General features: G+C 46.6%; 21 protein-coding genes and 1 pseudogene. 20 read left to right on the plus strand and 2 right to left on the minus strand.

Annotated features, from left to right (window positions below; genetic code table 11):
• Window positions 1-128: 128 nt before the first annotated feature.
• From cysZ to crr, 5 genes are all read left to right on the plus strand, one after another.
• Window positions 129-881: a sulfate transporter CysZ gene (gene cysZ, locus D908_RS17725; protein ID WP_001167400.1), complete on the plus strand. Its 753-nt coding sequence runs from the start codon at window positions 129-131 to the stop codon at window positions 879-881.
• A 126-nt stretch (window positions 882-1,007) separates the two neighbouring features.
• Entirely contained in the window at window positions 1,008-1,976 is a 969-nt protein-coding gene (cysK, locus tag D908_RS17720; RefSeq protein ID WP_005522281.1) for a cysteine synthase A, read from the plus strand.
• Between the two features lie 295 nt (window positions 1,977-2,271).
• Window positions 2,272-2,529, plus strand: coding sequence for an HPr family phosphocarrier protein (locus tag D908_RS17715; protein ID WP_000273061.1), 258 nt, complete (start codon window positions 2,272-2,274; stop codon window positions 2,527-2,529).
• A gap of 134 nt (window positions 2,530-2,663) precedes the next feature.
• Window positions 2,664-4,385, plus strand: coding sequence for a phosphoenolpyruvate-protein phosphotransferase PtsI (ptsI, locus tag D908_RS17710; RefSeq protein ID WP_005522282.1), 1,722 nt, complete (start codon window positions 2,664-2,666; stop codon window positions 4,383-4,385).
• Between the two features lie 108 nt (window positions 4,386-4,493).
• Window positions 4,494-5,003 (plus strand): PTS glucose transporter subunit IIA, encoded by a 510-nt coding sequence (crr, locus tag D908_RS17705; RefSeq protein ID WP_000522237.1) that lies wholly within the window; start codon window positions 4,494-4,496, stop codon window positions 5,001-5,003.
• 98 nt (window positions 5,004-5,101) lie between these two features.
• Here crr and D908_RS17700 read toward each other — a convergent pair whose 3' ends face one another.
• Entirely contained in the window at window positions 5,102-6,268 is a 1,167-nt protein-coding gene (locus D908_RS17700) for a 2-octaprenyl-3-methyl-6-methoxy-1,4-benzoquinol hydroxylase (protein ID WP_005522283.1), read from the minus strand.
• Between the two features lie 253 nt (window positions 6,269-6,521).
• Between D908_RS17700 and miaB the strand changes: the two genes are divergently transcribed.
• The 5 genes from miaB to lnt all read left to right on the plus strand — a co-directional run bounded on the left by miaB (window position 6,522) and on the right by lnt (window position 12,082).
• Window positions 6,522-7,946, plus strand: coding sequence for a tRNA (N6-isopentenyl adenosine(37)-C2)-methylthiotransferase MiaB (miaB, locus tag D908_RS17695; RefSeq protein WP_000038551.1), 1,425 nt, complete (start codon window positions 6,522-6,524; stop codon window positions 7,944-7,946).
• A gap of 67 nt (window positions 7,947-8,013) precedes the next feature.
• On the plus strand, window positions 8,014-9,117 hold the full coding sequence (locus D908_RS17690; RefSeq protein WP_000066200.1) for a PhoH family protein: 1,104 nt from the start codon (window positions 8,014-8,016) through the stop codon (window positions 9,115-9,117).
• A complete protein-coding gene (gene ybeY / locus D908_RS17685) occupies window positions 9,114-9,578 on the plus strand; it encodes an rRNA maturation RNase YbeY (protein WP_005522284.1) in 465 nt (154 codons plus the stop codon). Before D908_RS17690 ends, ybeY begins: the two co-directional genes overlap by 4 nt.
• 69 nt (window positions 9,579-9,647) lie before the next feature.
• Window positions 9,648-10,523, plus strand: coding sequence for a CNNM family magnesium/cobalt transport protein CorC (corC, locus tag D908_RS17680; RefSeq protein ID WP_005522285.1), 876 nt, complete (start codon window positions 9,648-9,650; stop codon window positions 10,521-10,523).
• Window positions 10,524-10,564: 41 nt separating this feature from the next.
• A complete protein-coding gene (gene lnt / locus D908_RS17675) occupies window positions 10,565-12,082 on the plus strand; it encodes an apolipoprotein N-acyltransferase (RefSeq protein WP_005522286.1) in 1,518 nt (505 codons plus the stop codon).
• A 44-nt stretch (window positions 12,083-12,126) separates the two neighbouring features.
• On the opposite strand, the gene D908_RS17670 is transcribed toward lnt, so the two are convergent.
• On the minus strand, window positions 12,127-12,597 hold the full coding sequence (locus D908_RS17670; protein WP_001125927.1) for a zinc ribbon-containing protein: 471 nt from the start codon (window positions 12,595-12,597) through the stop codon (window positions 12,127-12,129).
• 129 nt (window positions 12,598-12,726) lie between these two features.
• Between D908_RS17670 and leuS the strand changes: the two genes are divergently transcribed.
• The 10 genes and pseudogenes from leuS to D908_RS20325 form a co-directional block, all read left to right on the plus strand.
• Complete coding sequence (gene leuS, locus D908_RS17665) at window positions 12,727-15,303, plus strand: leucine--tRNA ligase (RefSeq protein WP_005522287.1); 2,577 nt, start codon at window positions 12,727-12,729, stop codon at window positions 15,301-15,303.
• Window positions 15,304-15,472: 169 nt separating this feature from the next.
• Window positions 15,473-16,087 (plus strand): LPS-assembly lipoprotein LptE, encoded by a 615-nt coding sequence (locus D908_RS17660; RefSeq protein ID WP_001246455.1) that lies wholly within the window; start codon window positions 15,473-15,475, stop codon window positions 16,085-16,087.
• Window positions 16,088-16,092: 5 nt separating this feature from the next.
• Window positions 16,093-17,121, plus strand: a complete 1,029-nt coding sequence (gene holA, locus D908_RS17655) for a DNA polymerase III subunit delta (RefSeq protein WP_005522304.1) — start codon at window positions 16,093-16,095, stop codon at window positions 17,119-17,121.
• A 68-nt stretch (window positions 17,122-17,189) separates the two neighbouring features.
• Complete coding sequence (gene rsfS, locus D908_RS17650) at window positions 17,190-17,507, plus strand: ribosome silencing factor (RefSeq protein ID WP_001161140.1); 318 nt, start codon at window positions 17,190-17,192, stop codon at window positions 17,505-17,507.
• Window positions 17,508-17,509: 2 nt separating this feature from the next.
• Window positions 17,510-17,980, plus strand: a complete 471-nt coding sequence (gene rlmH / locus D908_RS17645) for a 23S rRNA (pseudouridine(1915)-N(3))-methyltransferase RlmH (protein ID WP_000701620.1) — start codon at window positions 17,510-17,512, stop codon at window positions 17,978-17,980.
• Between the two features lie 6 nt (window positions 17,981-17,986).
• On the plus strand, window positions 17,987-19,891 hold the full coding sequence (gene mrdA / locus D908_RS17640) for a penicillin-binding protein 2 (RefSeq protein WP_005522307.1): 1,905 nt from the start codon (window positions 17,987-17,989) through the stop codon (window positions 19,889-19,891).
• Window positions 19,888-21,009 carry a peptidoglycan glycosyltransferase MrdB gene (mrdB, locus tag D908_RS17635; RefSeq protein WP_000781437.1) on the plus strand — a complete coding sequence of 374 codons (1,122 nt, stop codon included), beginning with the start codon at window positions 19,888-19,890 and terminating at the stop codon, window positions 21,007-21,009. The genes mrdA and mrdB overlap by 4 nt, the downstream gene beginning before the upstream one ends.
• Window positions 21,009-21,800, plus strand: a complete 792-nt coding sequence (locus D908_RS17630; RefSeq protein WP_001080123.1) for a septal ring lytic transglycosylase RlpA family protein — start codon at window positions 21,009-21,011, stop codon at window positions 21,798-21,800. The genes mrdB and D908_RS17630 overlap by 1 nt, the downstream gene beginning before the upstream one ends.
• Window positions 21,801-21,892: 92 nt before the next feature.
• Window positions 21,893-23,068 carry a serine hydrolase gene (locus D908_RS17625; RefSeq protein ID WP_000748298.1) on the plus strand — a complete coding sequence of 392 codons (1,176 nt, stop codon included), beginning with the start codon at window positions 21,893-21,895 and terminating at the stop codon, window positions 23,066-23,068.
• Between the two features lie 175 nt (window positions 23,069-23,243).
• A pseudogene (locus tag D908_RS20325) lies at window positions 23,244-23,385 on the plus strand (IS4/Tn5 family transposase DNA-binding protein); the annotation flags it as partial.

Here is a 23,385-nt window from a genome sequence, read left to right on the forward strand (position 1 = left end):
TCGTTGAATTTAGAACAACTTAATGTGAGAAGTTGAAAAGATGACGCGTTTTTTGCAGTTTCGTCATTTCACTTCAGCACCAATCAAGTACAATCTTCGCTCGGTTAATCAAGGAGAACACCGTTTTTATGCAGATCAGCTCACGTTCCGGATTCGGCTATTTCTTTTACGGCCTGCGTCTAGCTTTAACTCCCGGTATACGCCGCTTCGTTGTTCTTCCACTTCTAGCTAACATCGTGCTGGTAGGCGGGGCCATGTATTACTTATTCAGCCATTTAGATACTTGGATTACTGAGTGGATGGGACAACTTCCATCATTTCTGTCATGGCTCAGCTATGTACTTTGGCCCATACTGGTTCTCACTATACTTGCCACTTTCTCCTATTTTTTTAGTACCTTAGCAAACTTTATTGCTTCCCCCTTCAATGGTTTGTTAGCTGAAAAAGTAGAACAATACTTATCTGGTGAACGTATCGGTGAAGAAGGTGTATGGGCATTAGTTAAAGATGTACCTCGCATACTGGCCCGTGAGTGGCGAAAAATACTCTACTTACTCCCCAAAGCACTTGGTTTATTTCTCTTGTTGCTGATTCCAGCGCTCGGGCAAACTCTCGGACCGCTTGCTTGGTTCATCTTCACTGCTTGGATGCTAGCTATACAGTATTGTGATTATCCTTTCGACAATCACAAAGTTGCCTTCCATGACATGCGTAATACTTTGAAACAAAATCAAAGCAAAGCGTATGGCTTTGGTATTTTAGTGGCACTTTTTACCAGCATTCCTATTGTTAACCTCTTTATAGTTCCCGTTGCCGTATGCGGCGCGACGGCAATGTGGGTGATGGAATTTAAAGCACAACATCCATCGGTTCGCAGGTAGCAAGCTCCACATAACTTATAACTTTTTAATCCTTTTCCCTTAGTGAATATGAACTTATTCTCTGCTCATATTCACTAAGTATTCACGCACAAACACTCGCTGCGTAACGAATGAAGGAACATCACCATGAGCAAAATCTACGAAGACAACTCTCTAACTATTGGTAACACCCCGCTTGTCCGCCTAAACAAAGTGTCACAGGGCAAAGTACTTGCCAAAGTCGAATCACGTAATCCAAGCTTCAGTGTTAAATGCCGTATCGGCGCCAACATGATTTGGGAAGCTGAGAAACAAGGCAAACTCAAGCCTGGTGTTGAGTTAGTTGAACCCACCAGTGGAAATACCGGAATTGCCTTAGCCTTCGTTGCGGCAGCTCGTGGCTATAAATTAACTCTGACTATGCCTGAATCGATGAGTTTAGAGCGTCGTAAACTACTGAAAGCTCTTGGTGCAAATTTAGAGCTTACTGAAGCAGCCAAAGGTATGAAAGGTGCAATTGCCAAAGCAGAAGAAATTGTTGCGAGTAATCCAGAGAAATATCTGCTGCTGCAACAGTTTAACAACCCTGCTAACCCTGAGATTCATGAGAAAACGACTGGTCCTGAAATTTGGGAAGCAACTGAAGGTCAAGTAGATGTATTTGTCGCAGGTGTGGGCACTGGTGGCACATTAACGGGTACTAGCCGCTACATTAAAGGTACAAAAGGCAAAGCGATTGTTTCTGTTGCCGTTGAACCAACAGAGTCTCCTGTCATTACTCAAGCGTTAGCCGGTGAAGAAATCAAACCTGCGCCGCATAAAATTCAAGGTATCGGTGCTGGTTTTATCCCTGGAAACTTAGATTTAAGCCTGATTGACCGCGTTGAACGCGTTACTTCTGAAGAAGCGATTGAGATGGCTCGTCGCCTGATGGAAGAAGAAGGCATTCTAGCTGGCATCTCTTCAGGCGCAGCAGTTGTGGCAGCAAACAGAATAGCCCAACTTCCTGAATTTGAAGGAAAAACCATCGTTACCGTTCTACCAAGCTCTGGTGAGCGTTACCTAAGTACGGCGCTTTTCGCTGGCATTTTTACCGAAAAAGAAAACCAGCAGTAATACGTGGTTAAATCAATTTTTCGTTTAAAAAAGCCCCAGTCAGGGGCTTTTTTGTTGATCCCTGCCTCACCTTTGGTAATATCGGCATGTTTTATTTTTAGCTTCAAAATAAAGAAGTCTACGGTTTACACTCAATTGCTTAATTGCAACAAATAGCAAAGGCAATTGATAAATTTTGACCAGTCTTAGTTCTGACACGAAAAGCCTGTGACAGTGCTAGCACAAAGCGGCTTATCCGGTTAAGCTAAATCTGGTTAACAAACTTACAAAAAATAAACTCATTGGGGTATAAAACATGTACGAGAAGCAAGTAGAAATCACAGCAGAAAACGGCCTTCACACTCGTCCAGCTGCACAGTTTGTAAAAGAAGCAAAAGCTTTTGATGCAGACATCACAGTGACTTCTAACGGTAAAAGTGCAAGCGCGAAAAGTCTATTCAAGCTGCAAACGCTAGGTCTGGTAAAAGGTACTGTAGTTACTATCTCTGCCGAAGGCCCTCAAGCGAAAGAAGCTGTTGAGCACCTAGTTGCTCTGATGGACCAACTTCACTAATCCGGTCTTCCTTTCAAAGCCATTTTGTTCACGCAAAATGGCTTTGTTGGAAATAAACCGAGAATTAAGCTACACGTTACCGTTAGCGAATTGTCCAATCTCCCGTTTACAGTTGACCAGTTTAAGGTAAGGCTATGATTTCAGGCATTCTAGCATCTCCAGGTATTGCGATTGGTAAAGCATTACTTCTTCAAGAAGATGAAATTGTCCTAAACACAAACACCATTTCTGACGATCAAGTAGAAGCCGAAGTTGAGCGCTTTTACACTGCGCGTAATAAATCTTCTGCGCAGTTGGAAGTGATCAAACAAAAAGCACTTGAAACTTTTGGTGAAGAAAAAGAAGCCATCTTTGAAGGCCATATCATGTTGCTTGAAGATGAAGAGCTAGAAGAAGAGATTTTAGCCCTCATCAAGAAAGAAAAAATGTCTGCCGATAACGCGATTCATACCGTTATCGAAGAACAAGCCACTGCGCTTGAGTCACTAGACGACGAATACCTAAAAGAACGTGCTACCGACATTCGTGATATCGGTACACGTTTTGTAAAAAACGCTCTAGGCATGCATATCGTTTCTCTAAGCGAAATCGATCAAGAAGTTATCCTAGTGGCGTACGACTTAACTCCTTCTGAAACTGCACAAATTAACCTGAACTATGTTCTTGGTTTTGCTTGTGATATCGGTGGCCGTACTTCTCACACTTCAATTATGGCTCGTTCGCTAGAACTACCAGCCATCGTGGGTACCAATGACATCACCAAAAAAGTGAAGAATGGCGACATGCTGATTCTGGATGCAATGAACAACAAAATCATTGTGAATCCAACCGAAGCGCAAATTGAAGAAGCTAAAGCTGTTAAAGCTGCTTTCCTTGCTGAAAAAGAAGAGCTGGCAAAGCTGAAGGATCTTCCTGCAGAAACTTTAGACGGTCACCGCGTTGAAGTGTGTGGCAACATCGGCACAGTGAAAGACTGTGATGGCATCATCCGTAACGGTGGTGAAGGTGTAGGTCTGTACCGAACTGAATTCCTGTTTATGGATCGTGATGCTCTACCGACTGAAGAAGAGCAATACCAAGCCTACAAAGAAGTCGCGGAAGCAATGAGTGGTCAAGCCGTTATTATCCGAACTATGGATATCGGTGGCGACAAAGATCTGCCTTATATGGATCTGCCAAAAGAGATGAACCCATTCTTGGGCTGGCGTGCAGTGCGTATCAGCTTAGATCGCCGTGAAATTCTGCGTGATCAGCTACGCGGTATTCTGCGTGCTTCTGCTCACGGTAAACTTCGCGTAATGTTCCCAATGATCATTTCCGTTGAAGAAATCCGCGAACTGAAAAAAGCGATTGAAGAATATAAAATTGAACTGCGTGCTGAAGGCCATGCTTTCGATGAAAACATCGAGATCGGTGTGATGGTGGAAACACCAGCTGCTGCAGCGATTGCACACCACTTAGCAAAAGAAGTGTCTTTCTTCTCTATCGGTACTAACGATTTAACTCAATACACCCTAGCGGTAGATCGTGGTAACGAGATGATCTCTCACCTCTATAACCCACTCTCTCCAGCTGTTTTGACTGTGATCAAGCAAGTGATTGATGCTTCTCACGCTGAAGGTAAATGGACTGGTATGTGTGGTGAATTGGCGGGTGATGAGCGTGCAACTCTGCTTCTGTTGGGTATGGGGCTGGATGAATTCTCTATGAGTGGCATCTCCATTCCAAAAGTGAAGAAAGTGATCCGTAACACCAATTATGCGGAAATTAAAGCGATGGCTGAAGAAGCTCTATCTCTGCCAACCGCCGCAGAAATCGAAGCTTGCGTAGAAAAATTCATCGCTGAAAAAGCTTAATTATTGGTTGATACCAAGGAGATAGGCGATGAAAATAGTCGTCTATCTCTGGCGATTGGTATACTATACTTCGACAGAACAAATCTAAAACGTTAGGAGCATGACACAATGGGTCTGTTTGACAAACTTAAGAAGCTAGTCTCTGACGACAGCGCTAACGCTGGTGCAATTGACATTATCGCACCTCTTTCTGGTGAAATCGTAAACATCGAAGATGTGCCAGATGTTGTGTTCGCTGAAAAAATCGTTGGTGACGGTATCGCGATCAAGCCTGCTGGTAACAAGATGGTAGCTCCTGTTAACGGTACTATCGGTAAAATCTTCGAAACTAACCACGCATTCTCTATCGAATCTGATGACGGCGTTGAGCTGTTTGTTCACTTCGGCATCGACACTGTTGAACTGAAAGGCGAAGGCTTCAAGCGTATCGCTGAAGAAGGCCAATCAGTGAAAATCGGCGATACTATTATCGAATTCGATTTGGCACTGCTAGAAGAGAAAGCAAAATCAACTCTGACTCCAGTTGTTATTTCTAACATGGATGAAATCAAAGAGCTGAACAAACTTTCTGGTTCTGTAAACGTAGGTGAAACTCCAATCCTACGCGTTACCAAGTAATCGACTTGTGTGATGTAAAAAACGCTGCCCAGTGCAGCGTTTTTTGTTTTTACGGCCTAGCCTTTTGGAAATTGCCAATACCGCCTAAAAGGGAACGGTTAGTTTGAAAAACCGAGAGCGTAACGCAGCACTTGCGTTTTTAGTGGCCCAGAGCGCTCGGCTAAAGCAAGTGCAACATTACGCACAAACCTAACTGGCGTGAACGAGTTGCTAAAGGTTTTGTAAAACAGATCCATCCCCGTTTGCATCAGCAGATTATCAGGACGACGACGACGCTCATAGCGTTCAAACTGTGTCTGACTTAATACCGCATGATCCTGTGTTTCCGCCAGCAACACGGCCACATCTTTAAAACCTAGATTCACGCCCTGCCCTGCTAACGGGTTAATCGTATGTGCTGCATCACCAACCAGCACACAGCGATTTTTTACATATTGCTGAGCGTGACGTCGAGTCAGCGGAAAAGAGCCCTGCTGCAACACCTTTATATTCCCTAGCTCAGCAGGAAAATGCTGAAGAATTTCGCCACGCAATTGTTCCGAGTTTAATGCTGCCAGTTTTCGAATGCGCTGCGGTGTGTCATACCAAACCAAAGACGCCTGATTACCACCCAAAGGCAAGTAGGAGCGAGGCCCCGTTGGGAAAAATTGCTGCCACGTCGTTTCTTGCTGAATCTGTTCAGTTTGCACATTAATTAACATGCAGTGCTGGCGATAATCCCAAGCCGTGATCCCGATATGTGCCAGTTGACGAACCTGTGAATTCGCGCCATCCGCACCAACCACCCAATCACACTCAAGTACAGCACCTGATTGTAAAGTGACATGGCATCCCTCTTCGGTCACATCCAATTGAGCCAATTGATCTGGGCACATCAAGGTCAGTTGTGGGTAATTTACGAATTGCTGCCACAAAGCTAATTGAATGACTCGGTTTTCCACCATGTAGCCTAATTGTGGCAAATCCAAGGACTCACAGGAAAAACGCGTACGACATTCTGGGTGTTCCCACGTTTCTAGGTGACGATAGGGACAAGCGCGCATGGCAACAATACTTGACCAAGCTCCAAGTTCTTCCAGCAGTTCTACCGAGGTTTGTGAAATCGCTGACACACGGACGTCCATAGCTTGATTAGGCTCAAAAGCTTGTGGCTCACCTGAATCAATCACCGCAACCTTGCGTCCTTGACGTGCAAAGCCAAGTGCAGCCGCAGCACCCACCATACCGCCACCGACTACCAGGATATCAAATTTATTGCTGCTCATACCCTTTCCCATCAAGCATCTTATCTAAACGGCATTGTACGGAGTGAGGGAAATATTGCGACATTTTTTACGCTAAAACCCTGCTTGTAATAAGGTAAAAAGTCAATCACAACAAGGGTTACAAGAGAATTCCGCCAATTACTAGTCAGTCGGTTTTTAAAGCAGTACAATACGCCGCTTACCGCCGAGAGGGCGGCTAGAATGTGAGCTAAAGCTCAAATGATTGAAGAACTATTGAACGAGCGAAAGTGTGATGAGTAAGAAACTGCTAATTAAAACTTGGGGCTGCCAGATGAACGAGTACGATTCATCAAAAATGGCTGACCTGCTTAATGCTGCAAACGGCTATGAGCTGACAGAAATACCCGAGGAAGCAGACGTTTTACTCCTAAACACCTGTTCGATCCGTGAAAAAGCTCAGGAAAAAGTGTTCCACCAACTTGGTCGTTGGAAAACCCTGAAAGACAAAAAACCTGGCGTAGTGATCGGCGTCGGTGGTTGTGTGGCGACTCAAGAAGGCGATTCGATTCGTGATCGTGCGCCCTATGTCGATGTGATCTTTGGCCCACAAACGCTGCATCGCCTACCAGAAATGATTAAACAATCGCAAATCAGCGAAGCGCCAGTAATGGATATCTCTTTCCCTGAGATTGAGAAGTTCGATCGCCTGCCGGAGCCACGTGCGGAAGGCCCAACTGCCTTTGTTTCTATCATGGAAGGTTGCTCAAAATACTGTACTTACTGCGTAGTGCCTTACACTCGTGGTGAAGAAGTCAGCCGCCCAATGGATGATGTGCTGTTTGAAATTGCTCAACTTGCGGAACAAGGTGTGCGTGAAGTCAACCTGCTTGGCCAAAACGTGAACGCTTACCGTGGTGCAACTCATGATGGTGAGATTTGCTCTTTTGCTGAGTTACTGCGTCTGGTAGCAACGATTGACGGTATCGACCGCATTCGCTTTACCACTAGCCACCCACTCGAATTTACTGATGATATTATTGCGGTGTACGAAGACACCCCAGAGTTAGTGAGCTTCCTGCACTTACCAGTGCAAAGTGGTAGCGATCGCATTCTGACTATGATGAAGCGCCCGCACACAGCCATTGAGTACAAGTCCATCATCCGTAAACTGCGTAAAGCTCGCCCTGATATTCAAATCAGCTCTGATTTTATCGTTGGCTTCCCGGGTGAAACCGACAAAGATTTCCAAGACACCATGAAGCTGATCCGTGATGTCGATTTCGATATGAGCTTTAGCTTTATCTTCTCTCCTCGCCCAGGCACGCCAGCCGCCGACTATCCATGCGATCTTTCGGAAGAGGTGAAGAAGGAGCGCCTGTACGAACTGCAGCAGCAGATCAACAGTCAAGCCATGCGTTACTCACGCCTGATGCTGGGCACTGAACAACGTATTTTAGTTGAAGGTCCATCGAAGAAAGATTTGATGGAGCTACGTGGGCGTACCGAAAATAACCGCGTGGTTAACTTCGAAGGTTCACCAGAACTGATCGGTCAGTTTGTTGATGTGAAGATTGTCGATGTGTTCGCCAACTCATTGCGTGGTGAATTGGTACGCACCGAACAAGAGATGAATCTGCGTATTGCGACCTCTCCATCAGAAATGAAAGCGAAGACTCGCCGCGAGGATGAGCTTGGGGTTGCTACATTTACTCCTTAATCTCGTATACACTGTCAATAAGTGCCCGGTCAAAATCGGACATTTATTGACATACTGAGAGGCAAATTTGAGCAATAAAATCATAACCTTAGAAATTAATCTGGAACCTTCCGATAACCACCGACTCGCCAGCTTATGTGGCCCTTTCGACGATAACATCAAGCATCTAGAACGTCGCTTGGGAGTCGAAATCAATTACCGTGGCAATTTCTTCACCATTGTGGGTAAAGCCCATACTGCCGCTGCTGCGCTCGATATTATCAAAACATTGTATGTTGAAACCGCTCCGGTGCGTGGCCAAATTGCCGATATTGAACCTGAGCAAATTCATCTTGCGATCAAAGAATCCGGCGTTCTTGAACAGCACAGCGAATCCAGCATTGCCCACGGCAAAGAAGTGTTTGTCAAAACCAAAAAAGGCGTGATCAAACCTCGTACACCGAATCAAGCTCAATACTTGATGAATATGGTGACGCACGACATCACCTTTGGTGTTGGCCCTGCGGGTACAGGTAAAACTTACCTTGCGGTTGCAGCTGCGGTGGATGCGCTTGAGCGCCAAGAAATTCGCCGCATTCTGCTCACTCGTCCTGCGGTTGAAGCGGGAGAAAAACTTGGCTTTCTACCAGGCGATCTGAGCCAAAAAGTCGATCCCTACTTGCGCCCGCTTTACGATGCTCTGTTCGAAATGCTCGGTTTTGAGCGCGTAGAAAAACTGATTGAGCGTAACGTGATTGAAGTAGCTCCGCTTGCTTACATGCGCGGCCGCACACTGAACGATGCGTTTATTATTCTCGACGAAAGCCAAAACACCACTGTCGAGCAGATGAAAATGTTCCTGACGCGGATTGGCTTTAACTCTCGCGCCGTGATAACTGGTGACGTGACGCAAATTGACTTACCGCGCGGTGCGAAGTCAGGCCTACGCCATGCGATTGAAGTACTCAATGAAGTCGAAGAAATCAGCTTTAACTTCTTCCAAGCTGACGACGTAGTTCGCCACCCAGTGGTTGCCCGTATCGTGAATGCTTATGAGAAGTGGGAAGCACAAGATCAAAAAGAGCGTAAAGAGTATGAGCAGCGCCGCCGTGAAGAGCGTGAAAGCAAATTGCTCGAAATGCAACGAACTGAAATGGCACTTGGCCACAATAATGAGCCTAACCCGTCATGAGTATTGAACTGGATTTGCAATTGGCAGTCGAAGATGAAAACGGACTGCCAACCGAAGCGGATTTTGCCCAGTGGTTAACCCGTACAATCACCCCTTTTCAGCCACAAGCCGAAGTGACCATTCGCATTGTGGATGAAGAGGAAAGCCATGCGCTAAATTTAAATTATCGCGGGAAAGATAAACCGACCAATGTGTTATCTTTCCCATTTGAAGCTCCTCCAGGTATGGAAATGGATCTTCTCGGTGATTTGGTGATCTGCCGCCAAGTGGTTGAACGTGAAGCCATTGATCAAAATAAGCCTTTACAAGCACATTGGGCGCATATGGTTGTACATGGTAGTCTGCATCTGCTAGGTTATGACCATATCGAGGATGATGAAGCAGAAGAGATGGAGTCTCTTGAAACCGAAATTATGCAAGAAATGGGCTTTACTGACCCGTATCTGGCAGAAAAAGAGTAACCCTTATCCGTTAAGATAAGGCCTATGTGAGCTATCACACTTCTGATAGCGTTAGTGAATTGAGACATAATGAACGAAGACAATTCTCAGAATTCGGAAGGTCCGAGTAGAAAGTCCTTCTTTGAACGCCTAAGTCAACTTTTTCAGGGAGAGCCGAAAGATCGCCAAGAGCTGGTCGATGTAATCCGCGACTCTGAAGTAAATGACTTGATTGACCATGACACCCGAGACATGCTCGAAGGCGTAATGGAAATCGCCGAAATGCGCGTGCGCGATATCATGATCCCACGCTCACAAATGGTCACTATCGATCGTACTCACAACCTAGATGCTTTGGTTGCCATCATGACTGATGCGCAGCACTCGCGTTATCCTGTGATCAGCGAAGACAAAGACCATGTGGAAGGCATTCTACTTGCGAAGGACTTACTCAAGTATCTAGGCTCCAACTGTGCGCCATTCAATATCCAAGAAGTGATCCGTCCTGCGGTCGTGGTTCCGGAAAGTAAGCGGGTTGACCGTCTGCTCAAAGAGTTCCGTGAAGAACGTTACCATATGGCGATTGTTGTGGATGAGTTTGGCGGCGTTTCTGGCCTAGTCACCATTGAAGATATTCTGGAAGAGATCGTCGGCGACATCGAAGATGAATTCGACGACGAAGAGCAAAAAGACATTCGCCAACTGAGCAAACACACCTTCTCGGTGAAAGCGCTCGCCACAATTGAAGACTTTAACCACACTTTCGGCACAAAATTCAGTGATGATGAAGTGGATACGGTCGGTGGACTGGTGATGACGGCATTCGGCCACTTACCAGCACGCGGGGAAGTCGTAGACATTGCAGGCTACAACTTCAAAGTGACCGCGGCAGATAGTCGCCGAGTGGTAGCTCTTCAAGTTACCGTTCCCGATCTGGAAGCGCTTTCGCAAGCCGCGGAAGAGTAATCCTCATCCTCTTACCAAGTAAGAGAAAAAGAAAAGAGACGATGAAAACTCTATTACATCATCGCCTAATGCGGCCGCTTGCGGCCGCTTTTGTTGGCGTCATAACTCCTCTGGCTTTTGCCCCTTATCAGTTTTGGCCTTTGGCCTTATTCAGCCCATTTATCCTACTCCTTCTCTTAAACCAGCAAAGCACTAAACGAGCTGCTCTGATCGGTTTTGCATGGGGACTAGGGCAATTTGCTGTAGGTATTAGTTGGGTACATGTCAGTATTGATACATTTGGTGGCATGCCCAAAATCGCCAGCCTGTTTTTAATGGTATTACTGGTGGGGTATCTCGCACTCTATCCGGGTCTTTTCGGTTGGTTACTCAACCGCTTCTTCCCCCATAACTCGCGTACCAAATGGCTATGTGCTGCACCTGCGTTATGGCTAATTACAGATTGGCTGCGCGGCTGGGTGATGACGGGATTTCCTTGGCTTTGGCTCGGCTACAGCCAAATTGATAGTCCACTCGCCAACTTTGCCCCGATTGGCGGCGTTGAACTCATTACTTTGTTGCTCATTTTCAGTGCAGGCAGTTTGGCTTATGCCGCACTCAATCGTCATTGGTTGATTGCTGTAATTCCAGTCATCGTTTATGCGACAGGTTATGGCCTACAAGCGATGCAGTGGGTAACGCCACAAACTGAGCGAGCAACGACTGTGGCTTTGGTACAAGGTAATATTGAGCAAGGGTTGAAATGGCTCCCCAGCCAACGCTGGCCAACCATAATGAAATACACCGACCTCACCCGCGAAAATTGGAATGCGGATGTCATCATTTGGCCTGAGGCAGCAATCCCTGCCTTTGAATATGAGATTTCTTCATTCCTGCACAATCTCGATGCTGCGGCTCGGATGAATCAGAGCGCGGTGATCACAGGCATTATTAATCAAAGTGAAGATAAGCAGTTCTTTAATAGTGTGTTAACACTCGGAGATACCCCTCATGGCGAATACCGTTATGACCCGACCGAGCGTTACCATAAGTACCACTTGCTGCCTTTTGGGGAATTTGTGCCTTTTGAAGATATTTTAAGGCCATTGGCACCTTTCTTTAATTTGCCGATGTCATCCTTCAGCCAAGGGGCATATATCCAACCTAACTTGATTGCTAAAGGTTTCGCGTTTGCAGCGGCACTCTGTTACGAAATCATTTTCAATGAACAAGTGCGTGATAATGTGACACCAGACACCGACTTCCTGCTGACACTTTCCAATGACGCTTGGTTTGGTCGCTCAATTGGCCCGTTGCAGCACATGGAAATTGCACGCATGCGCTCACTAGAGTTGGGCAAACCGCTGATCCGCTCCACCAACAATGGTGTTACCGCCATCACTGACGAACGCGGGCGCATCGTAGCTCAGTTGCCACAATTTGAAACAGGAGTGCTAAAAGCAACCGTGACACCCACTCGTGGTAGCACCCCGTACTACCAATGGGGCACGGCTCCACTCTATATTTGGGTAGGTTTAGCGCTTGTTTTTGCTTTCTGGCGACAACGTCGAACAAAATAAGCGAAAGCAAAACGGGAAGTTCATCTTCCCGTTTTTTATTCCAACTAGGGTTTGAGAGGTTGGCGGCTAAACGCTTTTCCGCCACATTGGATGCAAGGCTCTATTTCTGTTGGATGGTTAAACTCCGTTTTATGACCACATTGATCACACACCAAAACGCCCAGACCAATCATTTCACCTGCTTGATACAAACCTTGGTGTTCTAAATCGGCAAACAGTTCTACCCACTCGACTTTGGTGCGATCGGTAATATCCAGTAACCCCTGCCAGATTGAGTTAGCGATCATCAGATAAAACGGGCCGCTTTTGCTCTGCTCGAAGCTTTGTGAGAACTCTTTAAGATCCGCTTTCACATAAGCAGAGACTAACGCCAGCTCATCCTTGGTCAAATCATTCGCGGCATCCACGTATTTCGCTGATGATTCAACGATCTCATTGACCCCATTCGAGCTGTGTTTGAGCGTTTCTACTACCTCTTCCAGTAAGGCTTCATAACTTGCTTTCTGTTTTGGCATCTCTCACCTCTCTCAAGCCTGATGGCTGCCGGATTAGCTATTGTTGTATACCCCTGCTTTCTGTATTCTATGCCGAACCGAAAGACTTCGTTCCTACTGAACTCACAAATTCCAAGATGGATGTCATCGATGCAAGAGCAATACAACCCGCAAGATATTGAACACAAGGTTCAACAGCACTGGGACAACAACAAAACCTTCGTTGTAAGTGAAGACCCAAACAAAGAAAAATTCTACTGTCTTTCTATGTTCCCGTACCCAAGTGGCCGACTGCATATGGGTCACGTGCGTAACTACACCATCGGTGATGTAGTCTCTCGTTTCCAACGTCTGCAAGGCAAAAACGTACTGCAACCTATCGGTTGGGACGCTTTTGGTCTGCCTGCAGAAAACGCAGCGGTAAAAAACAATACTGCGCCTGCACCTTGGACTTACGAAAACATCGAATACATGAAAAACCAGCTCAAATTACTGGGTTTTGGTTATGACTGGAATCGTGAATTCGCCACTTGTCGCCCTGAGTACTACCGTTGGGAGCAAGAGTTCTTCACTAAGCTGTTTGAAAAAGGTCTAGTTTACAAAAAAACCTCATCAGTCAACTGGTGTCCAAACGACCAAACAGTTCTTGCTAACGAACAAGTTGAAGACGGTTGCTGCTGGCGTTGTGACACTCCCGTTGAGCAAAAAGAGATCCCACAGTGGTTTATTAAGATCACCGCATACGCACAAGAGTTGCTTGACGATCTGGATAACCTAGACGGTTGGCCTGAAATGGTAAAAACCATGCAGCGCAACTGGATTGGCCGCTCTGAAGGTGTAGAACTGAAATTTGCCGTTAAAGGTGAAAACACAGATCTTGAAGTTTACACCACACGTCCAGATACCCTGATGGGTGTAACTTATGTGGGTATCGCTGCAGGTCACCCTCTAGCGGCCAAAGCGGCAGCCAATAACCCAGCACTCGCCGCCTTCATCGATGAATGTAAAAATACCAAAGTTGCAGAAGCTGAAATCGCGACCATGGAAAAGAAAGGCATGGCGACAGGGCTAACCGCGATCCATCCCCTCAACGGACGTGAAGTACCAATTTACATCGCGAACTTCGTGTTGATGGATTACGGTACTGGCGCGGTAATGGCAGTGCCTGCGCACGACCAACGTGACTTTGAGTTCGCGACCAAATACGGCCTCGACATCATCCCTGTAATTAAACCTGCCGATGGCAGCGAGCTGGATGTATCTGAAGCGGCTTACACTGAAAAAGGTGTTCTTTTCGCTTCTGGCGAATTCGATGGTTTGGATTTCCAAGCTGCCTTTAATGCAATTGCTGCGAAATTGGAAGCAGAAGGCAAAGGCAAGAAAACCGTTAACTTCCGTCTGCGTGACTGGGGCGTGTCTCGTCAACGTTACTGGGGTGCACCAATCCCTATGGTGACCACTGAAGATGGCCAAGTACACCCAGTACCAGCAGACCAACTGCCAGTTATCCTGCCAGAAGATGTAGTGATGGATGGCGTAACTAGCCCAATCAAAGCTGATAAAGAGTGGGCAAAAACCACCTTTAACGGTGAACCAGCACTGCGTGAAACCGATACCTTCGACACCTTTATGGAGTCATCGTGGTACTACGCACGTTACTGTTCACCACAAGCGGATGACATCTTAGATCCAGAGAAAGCCAACTATTGGCTGCCGGTTGATCAATACATCGGTGGTATTGAACACGCGTGTATGCACCTGCTCTATTCACGTTTCTTCCACAAACTGCTGCGTGACGCGGGTTATGTGAAGAGTGATGAGCCGTTCAAAAAGCTGCTATGCCAAGGCATGGTACTGGCTGATGCCTTCTACTACACCAATGAGAAAGGTGGTAAAGAGTGGGTATCACCAACCGAAGTGAAAGTGGAACGTGATGGCAAAGGCCGTATCGTTTCTGCGGTTGATGCAAGTGGTCGACAAGTTGAACACTCAGGCATGATTAAAATGTCTAAGTCGAAAAACAACGGTATCGATCCACAAGAGATGGTCGATAAGTACGGCGCTGACACAGTACGTCTGTTCATGATGTTTGCTTCACCAGCAGACATGACACTGGAATGGCAAGAATCCGGCGTTGAAGGTGCAAACCGCTTCCTGCGTCGTGTATGGAAACTGGTACGTGAGCACACTGAGCTCGGCCAAGCTCCGGCTTTGGATGCTTCAGCACTGAATGCAGACCAAAAAGCACTGCGCCGCGATGTACACAAAACCATCGCAAAAGTGACTGATGACGTAGCACGTCGCCAGACTTTCAACACGGCGATTGCAGCGATCATGGAGCTAATGAACAAGCTGACTAAAGCGCCGATGACGGAAGCGCAGGATCGTGCGATTCTGGACGAAGCACTGAAAGCCATCACGCTCATGCTCTACCCAATCACTCCGCACATCTGTTTTGAGATGTGGGCAGCACTGGGTGAAAGCAACATCGATACTGCAAGCTGGCCGACTTACGATGAAGCCGCTCTGGTGGAAGATGAAAAGCTGATCGTGCTGCAAGTCAACGGTAAACTGCGCGGTAAACTCACTGTCGCGGCCGATGCTACTCAACAACAAGTTGAAGCGTTGGGCATGCAAGATGAAAACGTGCAGAAGTTCATTGATGGTCTGACCGTGCGTAAAGTGATTTACGTACCAGGCAAATTGCTGAATATCGTAGCCAACTAACTCCTCTTTATTGATGAGTCACTAAGCCATTAGAACACCCTGTGAACTAATGGCTTACTTTAATGTCAGTAAACAGGGTTCGCCCTGTTTACTTATCTCAGCTTATCGCGTTGTTAACTCTTGGTGAGCTGAGATAAGTATTCTGCCTAATAACGAGACTAAAGCATCCATGCGTAACACTCTTTTCCCTACTTTGAAATGGTCACTATTGGTTCTGATGACAAGCTTACTGACGGCTTGTGGCTTCCACTTACGAGGTGATTACGATATCCCACAAGAACTCTCTAGCATGTCACTGACCAGTTATGACCAATACAGCACGTTTACCCGTATGGTTCATCGTCAGTTACGTCTAAATAAAATTGATCTGCAATCTCCGGCAGAAAATCTTCCAAACCTACATCTACTGAGTGAAAGCACTGGCGAACGTACTTTATCGCTGTATCAAAACACGCGCGCTGCCGAAATTGAATTGACCTTTGTTGCAAGCTATCGAGTCACAGTACCTGATCTTGGCAGCCGTACCTTTACTACGAGCGTGACTCGTAGCTACTTGGATAACCCACTGACTGCACTGGCAAAATCTGTCGAACGCGACATGATTGAAGATGAAATGCGCAAGCTGGCGGCCAGCCAAATTGTGCGCCAAATGGCTCGTCTGAAAGCGGATTTTGAACGCAAAACCTTAGACGATGAAAGCATTGAAAGCGATGGAGTGACTGACTACCGAGTTGATACTCAAGAGCTCCCAGCTTCAGCACCAACAGAAGGCAAAAGTGAGTAGTTTCGATGCGCATTTACGCTGAAAAACTGGCCGAATCACTACACAAAACTCTCTATCCGATTTACCTCGTATTCGGTAATGAGCCACTGCTGATCCAAGAAGCTAAAACCGCCATCGAAAAAGCGGCGCAAGCACAAGGTTTTCTGGAGAAACATAGATTTAGCGCTGATGCAGGGCTCGATTGGAGTTCAGTGTATGACTGTTGTCAGGCGCTGAGTCTGTTTTCGTCTCGTCAGCTGATTGAGATTGAGATCCCTGAATCAGGGATCAATGCACAAGCGGCGAAAGAGCTAAGCTCACTCGCAGGTCAACTTCACCAAGATATTATCTTGCTAGTGATTGGCCCAAAACTGACTAAGGCACAAGAAAATGCAGCTTGGCTAAAAACACTTTCGCAGCAAGCTTGCTGGATCAATTGCCTCACGCCTGAACTGAGCCGTTTACCTCAGTTTGTTCAGCAGCGCTGTTTTGCACTCGGTTTAAAACCGGATGCAGAAGCGGTGCAAATGTTAGCGCAGTGGCATGAAGGCAACCTCTTTGCCTTAGCACAAAGTCTAGAGAAACTGGCTCTCCTCTACCCTGATGGTCAGCTAACTTTGGTTCGTTTGGAAGAGTCACTGAGCCGTCATAACCATTTCACGCCCTATCATTGGATGGATGCCTTATTGGAAGGCAAAGCCAACCGAGCGCAGCGTATTCTTCGCCAGTTAATGCTAGAAGAAAGCGAACCAATTATTTTGATCCGTACGGCGCAAAAAGAACTCACTCAACTGCTCAAATGGCAACAAGAGCGCCAACAGCTAGGTAACATCGGCAGTCTATTTGATCGCTATCGTGTTTGGCAGAATCGAAGACCACTCTACTCTGCTGCCTTGCAGCGCTTACCCAGTACAGCACTGTTTCGGTTGGTTGGGATATTAGCCAAGGCTGAACTTCTGGCAAAAACTCAATATGAACAGCCCGTCTGGCCAATCTTGCAGCAACTGAGCCTCGAATGCTGCAATCCTCAGGCAAACGTACCTTTGCCACAGTAAAAGCGTGATATACTGCGCCGTTTTAAGCGAAAGCTGTTTTTTATTGAAGACATTCAGAGGACATTCTCTTGCAAGGTGAAGCACTTAAAGACTTTCTTTCCGACAAAGCCGACGACATGAAGGCAGTCGATATCGTCACACTTGATGTACAAGGCAAATCCAGTGTGACGGATTATATGATTGTCTGCACCGGCACATCAAAAAGACACGTCGCCTCTATTGCTGATCATGTAGCTAATGAAGCCAAACTTTCTGGCCTGCAACCGCTCGGTATGAACGGGGAAAATGAAGGTGAATGGGTAGTTCTGGATATGGGTTCAGTGATGTTGCATGTGATGCAAGAAGCACCACGCGAGCTGTACCAACTGGAAAAACTCTGGGGTTAAGTGTGAAGATTCAACTGATCGCTGTCGGTACCAAAATGCCTAAATGGGTTGAAGAGGGCTTTCAAGAGTACCGTCGCCGTTTCCCGCATGATATGCCACTGGAGTTGGTAGAAATTACTGCAGGCAAGCGCGGTAAAAATGCCGATATTGCACGCATCCTGCAAAAAGAGGGCGAAGCAATGCTGGCCGCCGTACCGAAAGGCAACCGAATCGTCACTCTCGATATTCCGGGCAAACGTTGGGATACCGAAGAGCTCGCTGTACAACTGGAGAGCTGGAAACTCGACGGACGTGATGTTTCCATTCTGATTGGTGGTCCAGAAGGCCTTGCTCCTGCCTGTAAAGCCGCGGCGGACCAAAGCTGGTCTCTTTCACCGCTGACCTTGCCTCACCCTTTGGTGAGAGTGGTTATGGCTGAAAGCTTATACCGAGCTTGGAGTATTACCACCAACCACCCTTATCATCGAGAATAGAGTGCCATGTTACGCCAGCACACCCCTATCCGTGACCATCAAGCCGAAACTCACCTGTTTCGTAATCGCGCTATTGTCTCTTTTTTAGCGATTTTGATCTGCATGGGGCTGCTGGTCACCAACTTATACAACATCCAGATCAATCAGTATCAGGATTACAAAACTCGCTCCAACGACAACCGCATCAAAGTAGTACCCATCGCACCGAACCGTGGGCTAATTTTTGATCGCAATGGGATGCTCCTTGCTGAAAACCGTCCAGTCTTCAACTTAGAAGTGATCCCAGAAAAAGTGCCGAATATGGAAGATACCATTGCGCGCTTACAAAAAATTTTGGAGATCAGCCCAGAAAAAATTGCGGCATTTGAAAAAGAGCGTAAACAGACTCGCCGTTTTAATTCGGTTCCTCTGCTCACTCAGTTAACCGATGAGGATGTTGCGAAATTTTCGGTTAATCAACATAAGTTCCCCGGCGTATCCGTTGCTGCCAACCTCAAGCGTTATTACCCATACGGTGACGTTCTGACGCACGTAATCGGTTATGTATCACGGATTAATGACAAAGATTTAGAACGTCTGGATCGCGAAGGAAAAAAAGCCAACTACCAAGCCACACGTGATATCGGCAAGTTAGGCATTGAGCGCTACTACGAAGATCTTTTGCACGGAACGGCTGGGTATCAAGAAGTTGAAGTGAACAGCCGCGGACGAGTAATCCGCACACTCAAATACGTTCCACCGATTCCGGGTAAAGATATCGTTCTTAACCTAGATATCGATCTCCAGCTTTATGCCTATAAACTATTGGAAGGTCGTCGCGGCTCGGTGGTCGCCCTAGACCCGAAAGATAATGGCGTACTCGCGATGGTGTCTAGTCCAAGCTACGACCCTAATGCGTTTGTGCATGGCATTTCTGGCAAAGCTTATAGCGATTTGCTCAATGATAAGCGTCGCCCTTTGGTGAATCGAACCACGCTCGGCATTTATCCACCAGGCTCCACCGTCAAGCCCTTTATTGCGGTTTCAGCGTTACAAGATGGCGTCATTACTCCAAATACCACACGTAATGACCCGGGTTATTGGCGCATCCCAAACACAGATACTCGTCCATTCCGCGACTGGCTACGTTGGGGACATGGTCGTGTGGATATCATTAAATCTCTTGAAGAATCGGTGGATACCTTCTTCTACCAAATCGCTTATGACATGGGGATTGATAAACTCTCCAGCTGGATGATGCGCTTTGGCTTTGGTGATCTGACGGGTATTGATATTTACGAAGAGAGCAAAGCCAATATGCCGACTCGCGAATGGAAAATGGCTCGCCATAAAGTGCCTTGGTATCAAGGTGACACCATTCCAGTGGGGATCGGTCAAGGTTATTGGACAGCGACACCGATGCAAATAGCCAAAGCCACCTCAGTGTTGGTCAATCACGGTAAAGTGATTGCCCCCCATTTGCTGCGTGCCACCATTGATAATGGTGAACAATTTTCAACCCAGAAAGAGACGGAGTACACCACTTATCCTCCGATAGAGGGCGTACCTAAGAAATATTGGGATATGGCAATTCAAGGTATGTATCTGGTGAACCATGGCTCAAGAGGTACAGCAAGACGCGCCTTCCAAAACATGACGTATGACACTGCGGGTAAATCAGGAACTGCGCAAGTATTTGGTTTAGCCGAAGGCCAGAAATACAATGCGAGTGAATTGGCGGAGCACTTACACGACCATGCCCTGTTTACTGGCTTTGCGCCCGTCAAAGATCCCAAAGTGATCGTCACGTTCGTACTGGAAAACGGCGGCGGCGGTTCCAGTAATGGTGGACCAGTCGTACGGCAAATTTTCGACCACGTGATTTTGGGTAAAAAAGAAGAAGAGAAAATAGAAGAGGTAGTGCAACCATGAAGATGGATCCTGCAACCGGGCAAAACCGGGCGCTGTTTGAGCGTTTTCATATCGACCTCCCTCTACTGTTAGGCGTGCTTGCACTGATGGGATTTGGCCTAGTGGTCATGTATAGCGCAAGTGGTCAAAGCCTCGCCATGATGGATCGTCAAGCCATGCGTATGGCGATGGCTTTAGCCATCATGGTAATTTTGGCGCAAATTCCACCGCGCACCTACGAAAGTGCCGCGCCTGTATTGTTCTTCTGCGGTGTGATTTTGTTAGTGTGTGTATTGTTGTTTGGTGAGATATCTAAAGGCGCACAACGCTGGCTGGATCTTGGTTTTGTCCGCTTTCAGCCTTCAGAGTTACTGAAACTCGCCGTACCTCTAATGGTGGCGCGCTACATAGGTAAACATGCCCTACCTCCTTCATTCAAAACCTTAGCGGCTTCGCTCATCATGGTGTTTGTCCCGACGATTTTGATCGCGAAACAGCCAGACCTCGGCACTTCAATTTTGATTGCAGCATCGGGAATTTTTGTAATTTTCTTGGCTGGTATCAGTTGGAAGCTCATCACTGCTGCTGCAGTCGCTGTGGGCGCGTTTGTGCCTGTATTGTGGTTTTTCCTGATGCATGAATATCAGAAAACGCGAGTGCGCACTCTTTTCGACCCAGAATCCGATCCACTAGGTGCGGGTTACCACATTATTCAAAGTAAAATTGCGATTGGCTCTGGTGGTTTATCAGGTAAAGGCTGGCTGCACGGTACTCAATCCCAATTAGAATTCCTCCCCGAGCGACATACTGACTTTATCTTTGCAGTGATTGCCGAAGAATGGGGTATGATCGGAATTCTGGTTCTTCTGAGCCTGTATTTATTTATTATTGGCCGCGGACTTTACCTCGCTGCTCACGCGCAAACCTCATTTGGTCGCATGATGGCAGGCAGTATCGTACTGAGTTTCTTTGTTTATGTATTTGTAAACATCGGTATGGTGAGCGGTATTTTACCCGTGGTAGGTGTTCCACTACCTCTGATTAGCTATGGCGGTACCTCAATGGTGACACTGATGGCCGGTTTCGGTATTTTGATGTCCATCCATACGCACCGCAAAGCGTTTTCGAAGACGATTTAATGAACCGAATTTATCTATACACACTGCTGAGTGCAGTCTTGATCCTCGCTGGCTGTAGCTCTTCTGGTGGTCGCTATGATATGTCAGATGATCAAGCACCGGACACACCGCTGTCTGTCGAACATATTGAAGACGCCCATCCACAGTATGAGCCATACAGCTTTGGGGGTAATAAAGATTACAATCTGCGTGGCCAAAGTTATCGCATCATTAAAAATCCAAAAGGGTTCACCGAAGCCGGAAAAGCCTCTTGGTATGGTAAAAAATTCCATGGTCATCTCACCTCAAACGGTGAGATTTATGACATGTACTCCATGACCGCAGCGCATAAAACGCTCCCTATTCCGAGTTATGTCAAAGTTACCAATACGGATAATGGTAAGTCGACCATAGTTCGAGTGAACGATCGTGGACCATTCCATGACGGGCGAATCATTGACCTGAGTTACGCCGCCGCTTACAAGATTGGTGTCGTTCAAGCAGGTACGGCAAACGTGCGTATCGAAGTCATCACAGTCGATAAGCCGGCTAAACCTCGCCCCAAAAGTAATGCGCTTGAATACGTGATTCAGGTGGTTTCGTCACAACATATTGAACGCGTGCGAACTTTGGCGCAGAACTTAGGTCAGAGTTTATCGGCGCCTAGCTTCGTAGAAAGTACAAATAGTACTCATCGCCTGTTCCTAGGCCCATTTACTGACGACGACCTGACGCAGACTTTACTTGAACAAGTAAAATCCGCGGGCTACGACAGCGCATTTATTAAAGCGATTAATAAACGCTCTCAATGACTACTCAAACCTGACCTGAGTATATCTGGTCTGGTTTGAGACGTTTATTTTTGTTAAGATTACGGACACTTAAGTAGAACTAAGCATTCACCATGAAAAAATCAATCCTAAAATCCGTGTTAGCGTCTTCTGTTACGCTCTCCATCACATTAAGCAGCACTGCCTTTGCCTCTCCTATTGTGGTACCTGATGCACCACAAATCGCCGCCAAGGGCTATGTACTGATGGATTATCATTCAGGAAAAGTACTCGCAGAAAAAGAGATGAATACGAAACTCTCTCCTGCCAGTTTGACCAAAATGATGACCAGCTATGTGATTGGACAAGAAGTTAAGCGTGGCAACATCTCTCTCAATGATGATGTAGTAATCAGCAAAAATGCTTGGGCGAAAAACTTCCCTGATTCATCAAAGATGTTTATCGAAGTCGGAACCACAGTCAAAGTGAGCGACCTTAACCGCGGCATCATCATTCAATCAGGAAATGATGCGTGTGTTGCGATGGCCGAGCATGTCGCCGGTTCAGAAGATGCGTTTGTTGATTTGATGAATGCTTGGGCGAGCTCTCTGGGCATGAAAGACTCACACTTCACCAACTCACATGGTTTAGATGATCCAAATCTTTACTCGACGCCTTATGATCTTGCTCTTCTTGGTCAAGCGCTGATCCGCGATGTGCCTGAAGAGTATGCGATCTATTCTGAGCAAAAATTCACTTACAACGGCATTACCCAGTACAACCGTAACGGCCTACTGTGGGATAAAAGCATGAATGTGGATGGTATTAAAACCGGACACACCAGCGGCGCAGGCTATAACCTCGTTAGCTCTGCGACTGAAGGCAACATGCGCTTAGTCGCAGTGGTAATGGGTACAGATAACGAAAACGCTCGTAAAGCAGAAAGCAAAAAACTGCTGAGTTACGGTTTCCGCTTCTTTGAAACTGTTGCTCCACATAAAGCTGGCGAAACTTTCGTAAATGAAACCATTTGGATGGGCGACAAAGACACCATCGCACTTGGTGTTGATAAAGACACTTACGTGACATTACCGCGTGGCCAAGCGAAAGATCTCACTGCAAGCTTTGTACTAGAGAAAGAGCTGAAAGCACCGCTGAAAAAAGGCGATGTGGTCGGTACTCTCTACTATCAATTAGCGGGCAACGATATTGCTCAATACCCATTGATGGCGCTAGAAGATGTTGAAGAAGGTAGCCTATTCAGCCGTCTGTGGGACTATTTAGTACTTCTATTCAAAGGTTGGTTCTAACTCACCGCTTGATATTAACCTAACTATTTGAAGTGATAGCTTCCAATAGGAAAAGGATGAAAAGCCGCTTTGTGCCTGTCTCTTATACACAAATCCCCCGTCAAGTACGGGGGATTTTTTTGAACTCTGTTTGATGTTGTCGATCTGATCTTCATTACAACATCAGGCAAGCACTATGAACTTTATATCAAACTCTGCACAATGGGCTAAACATGTCTTTCAACATGCCAACTTAGGTGATAGCCGACGCGTTAACCGCTTGATTAAACTCTCGGCAACTCTGGCAGCTCATTCGGGGGAAATCTGTGCCACAAGCC

It is taken from the genome of Vibrio mimicus CAIM 602, from assembly GCF_000338875.1.
GTDB lineage: Bacteria > Pseudomonadota > Gammaproteobacteria > Enterobacterales > Vibrionaceae > Vibrio > Vibrio mimicus.

Excerpts from the sequence above, each read along its gene's own strand:
- mrdA (WP_005522307.1), top strand. The coding sequence starts at position 17,987 with ATGTTACGCCAGCACACCCCTATCCGTGACCATCAAGCCGAAACTCAC.
- miaB (WP_000038551.1), top strand. The coding sequence starts at position 6,522 with ATGAGTAAGAAACTGCTAATTAAAACTTGGGGCTGCCAGATGAACGAG.
- corC (WP_005522285.1), top strand. The coding sequence starts at position 9,648 with ATGAACGAAGACAATTCTCAGAATTCGGAAGGTCCGAGTAGAAAGTCC.
- lnt (WP_005522286.1), top strand. The coding sequence starts at position 10,565 with ATGAAAACTCTATTACATCATCGCCTAATGCGGCCGCTTGCGGCCGCT.
- mrdB (WP_000781437.1), top strand. The coding sequence starts at position 19,888 with ATGAAGATGGATCCTGCAACCGGGCAAAACCGGGCGCTGTTTGAGCGT.
- cysZ (WP_001167400.1), top strand. The coding sequence starts at position 129 with ATGCAGATCAGCTCACGTTCCGGATTCGGCTATTTCTTTTACGGCCTG.
- D908_RS17625 (WP_000748298.1), top strand. The coding sequence starts at position 21,893 with ATGAAAAAATCAATCCTAAAATCCGTGTTAGCGTCTTCTGTTACGCTC.
- D908_RS17660 (WP_001246455.1), top strand. The coding sequence starts at position 15,473 with ATGCGTAACACTCTTTTCCCTACTTTGAAATGGTCACTATTGGTTCTG.
- ybeY (WP_005522284.1), top strand. The coding sequence starts at position 9,114 with ATGAGTATTGAACTGGATTTGCAATTGGCAGTCGAAGATGAAAACGGA.
- D908_RS17700 (WP_005522283.1), bottom strand. The coding sequence starts at position 6,268 with ATGAGCAGCAATAAATTTGATATCCTGGTAGTCGGTGGCGGTATGGTG.
- crr (WP_000522237.1), top strand. The coding sequence starts at position 4,494 with ATGGGTCTGTTTGACAAACTTAAGAAGCTAGTCTCTGACGACAGCGCT.
- D908_RS17670 (WP_001125927.1), bottom strand. The coding sequence starts at position 12,597 with ATGCCAAAACAGAAAGCAAGTTATGAAGCCTTACTGGAAGAGGTAGTA.
- D908_RS17715 (WP_000273061.1), top strand. The coding sequence starts at position 2,272 with ATGTACGAGAAGCAAGTAGAAATCACAGCAGAAAACGGCCTTCACACT.
- ptsI (WP_005522282.1), top strand. The coding sequence starts at position 2,664 with ATGATTTCAGGCATTCTAGCATCTCCAGGTATTGCGATTGGTAAAGCA.
- leuS (WP_005522287.1), top strand. The coding sequence starts at position 12,727 with ATGCAAGAGCAATACAACCCGCAAGATATTGAACACAAGGTTCAACAG.
- holA (WP_005522304.1), top strand. The coding sequence starts at position 16,093 with ATGCGCATTTACGCTGAAAAACTGGCCGAATCACTACACAAAACTCTC.
- D908_RS17630 (WP_001080123.1), top strand. The coding sequence starts at position 21,009 with ATGAACCGAATTTATCTATACACACTGCTGAGTGCAGTCTTGATCCTC.
- cysK (WP_005522281.1), top strand. The coding sequence starts at position 1,008 with ATGAGCAAAATCTACGAAGACAACTCTCTAACTATTGGTAACACCCCG.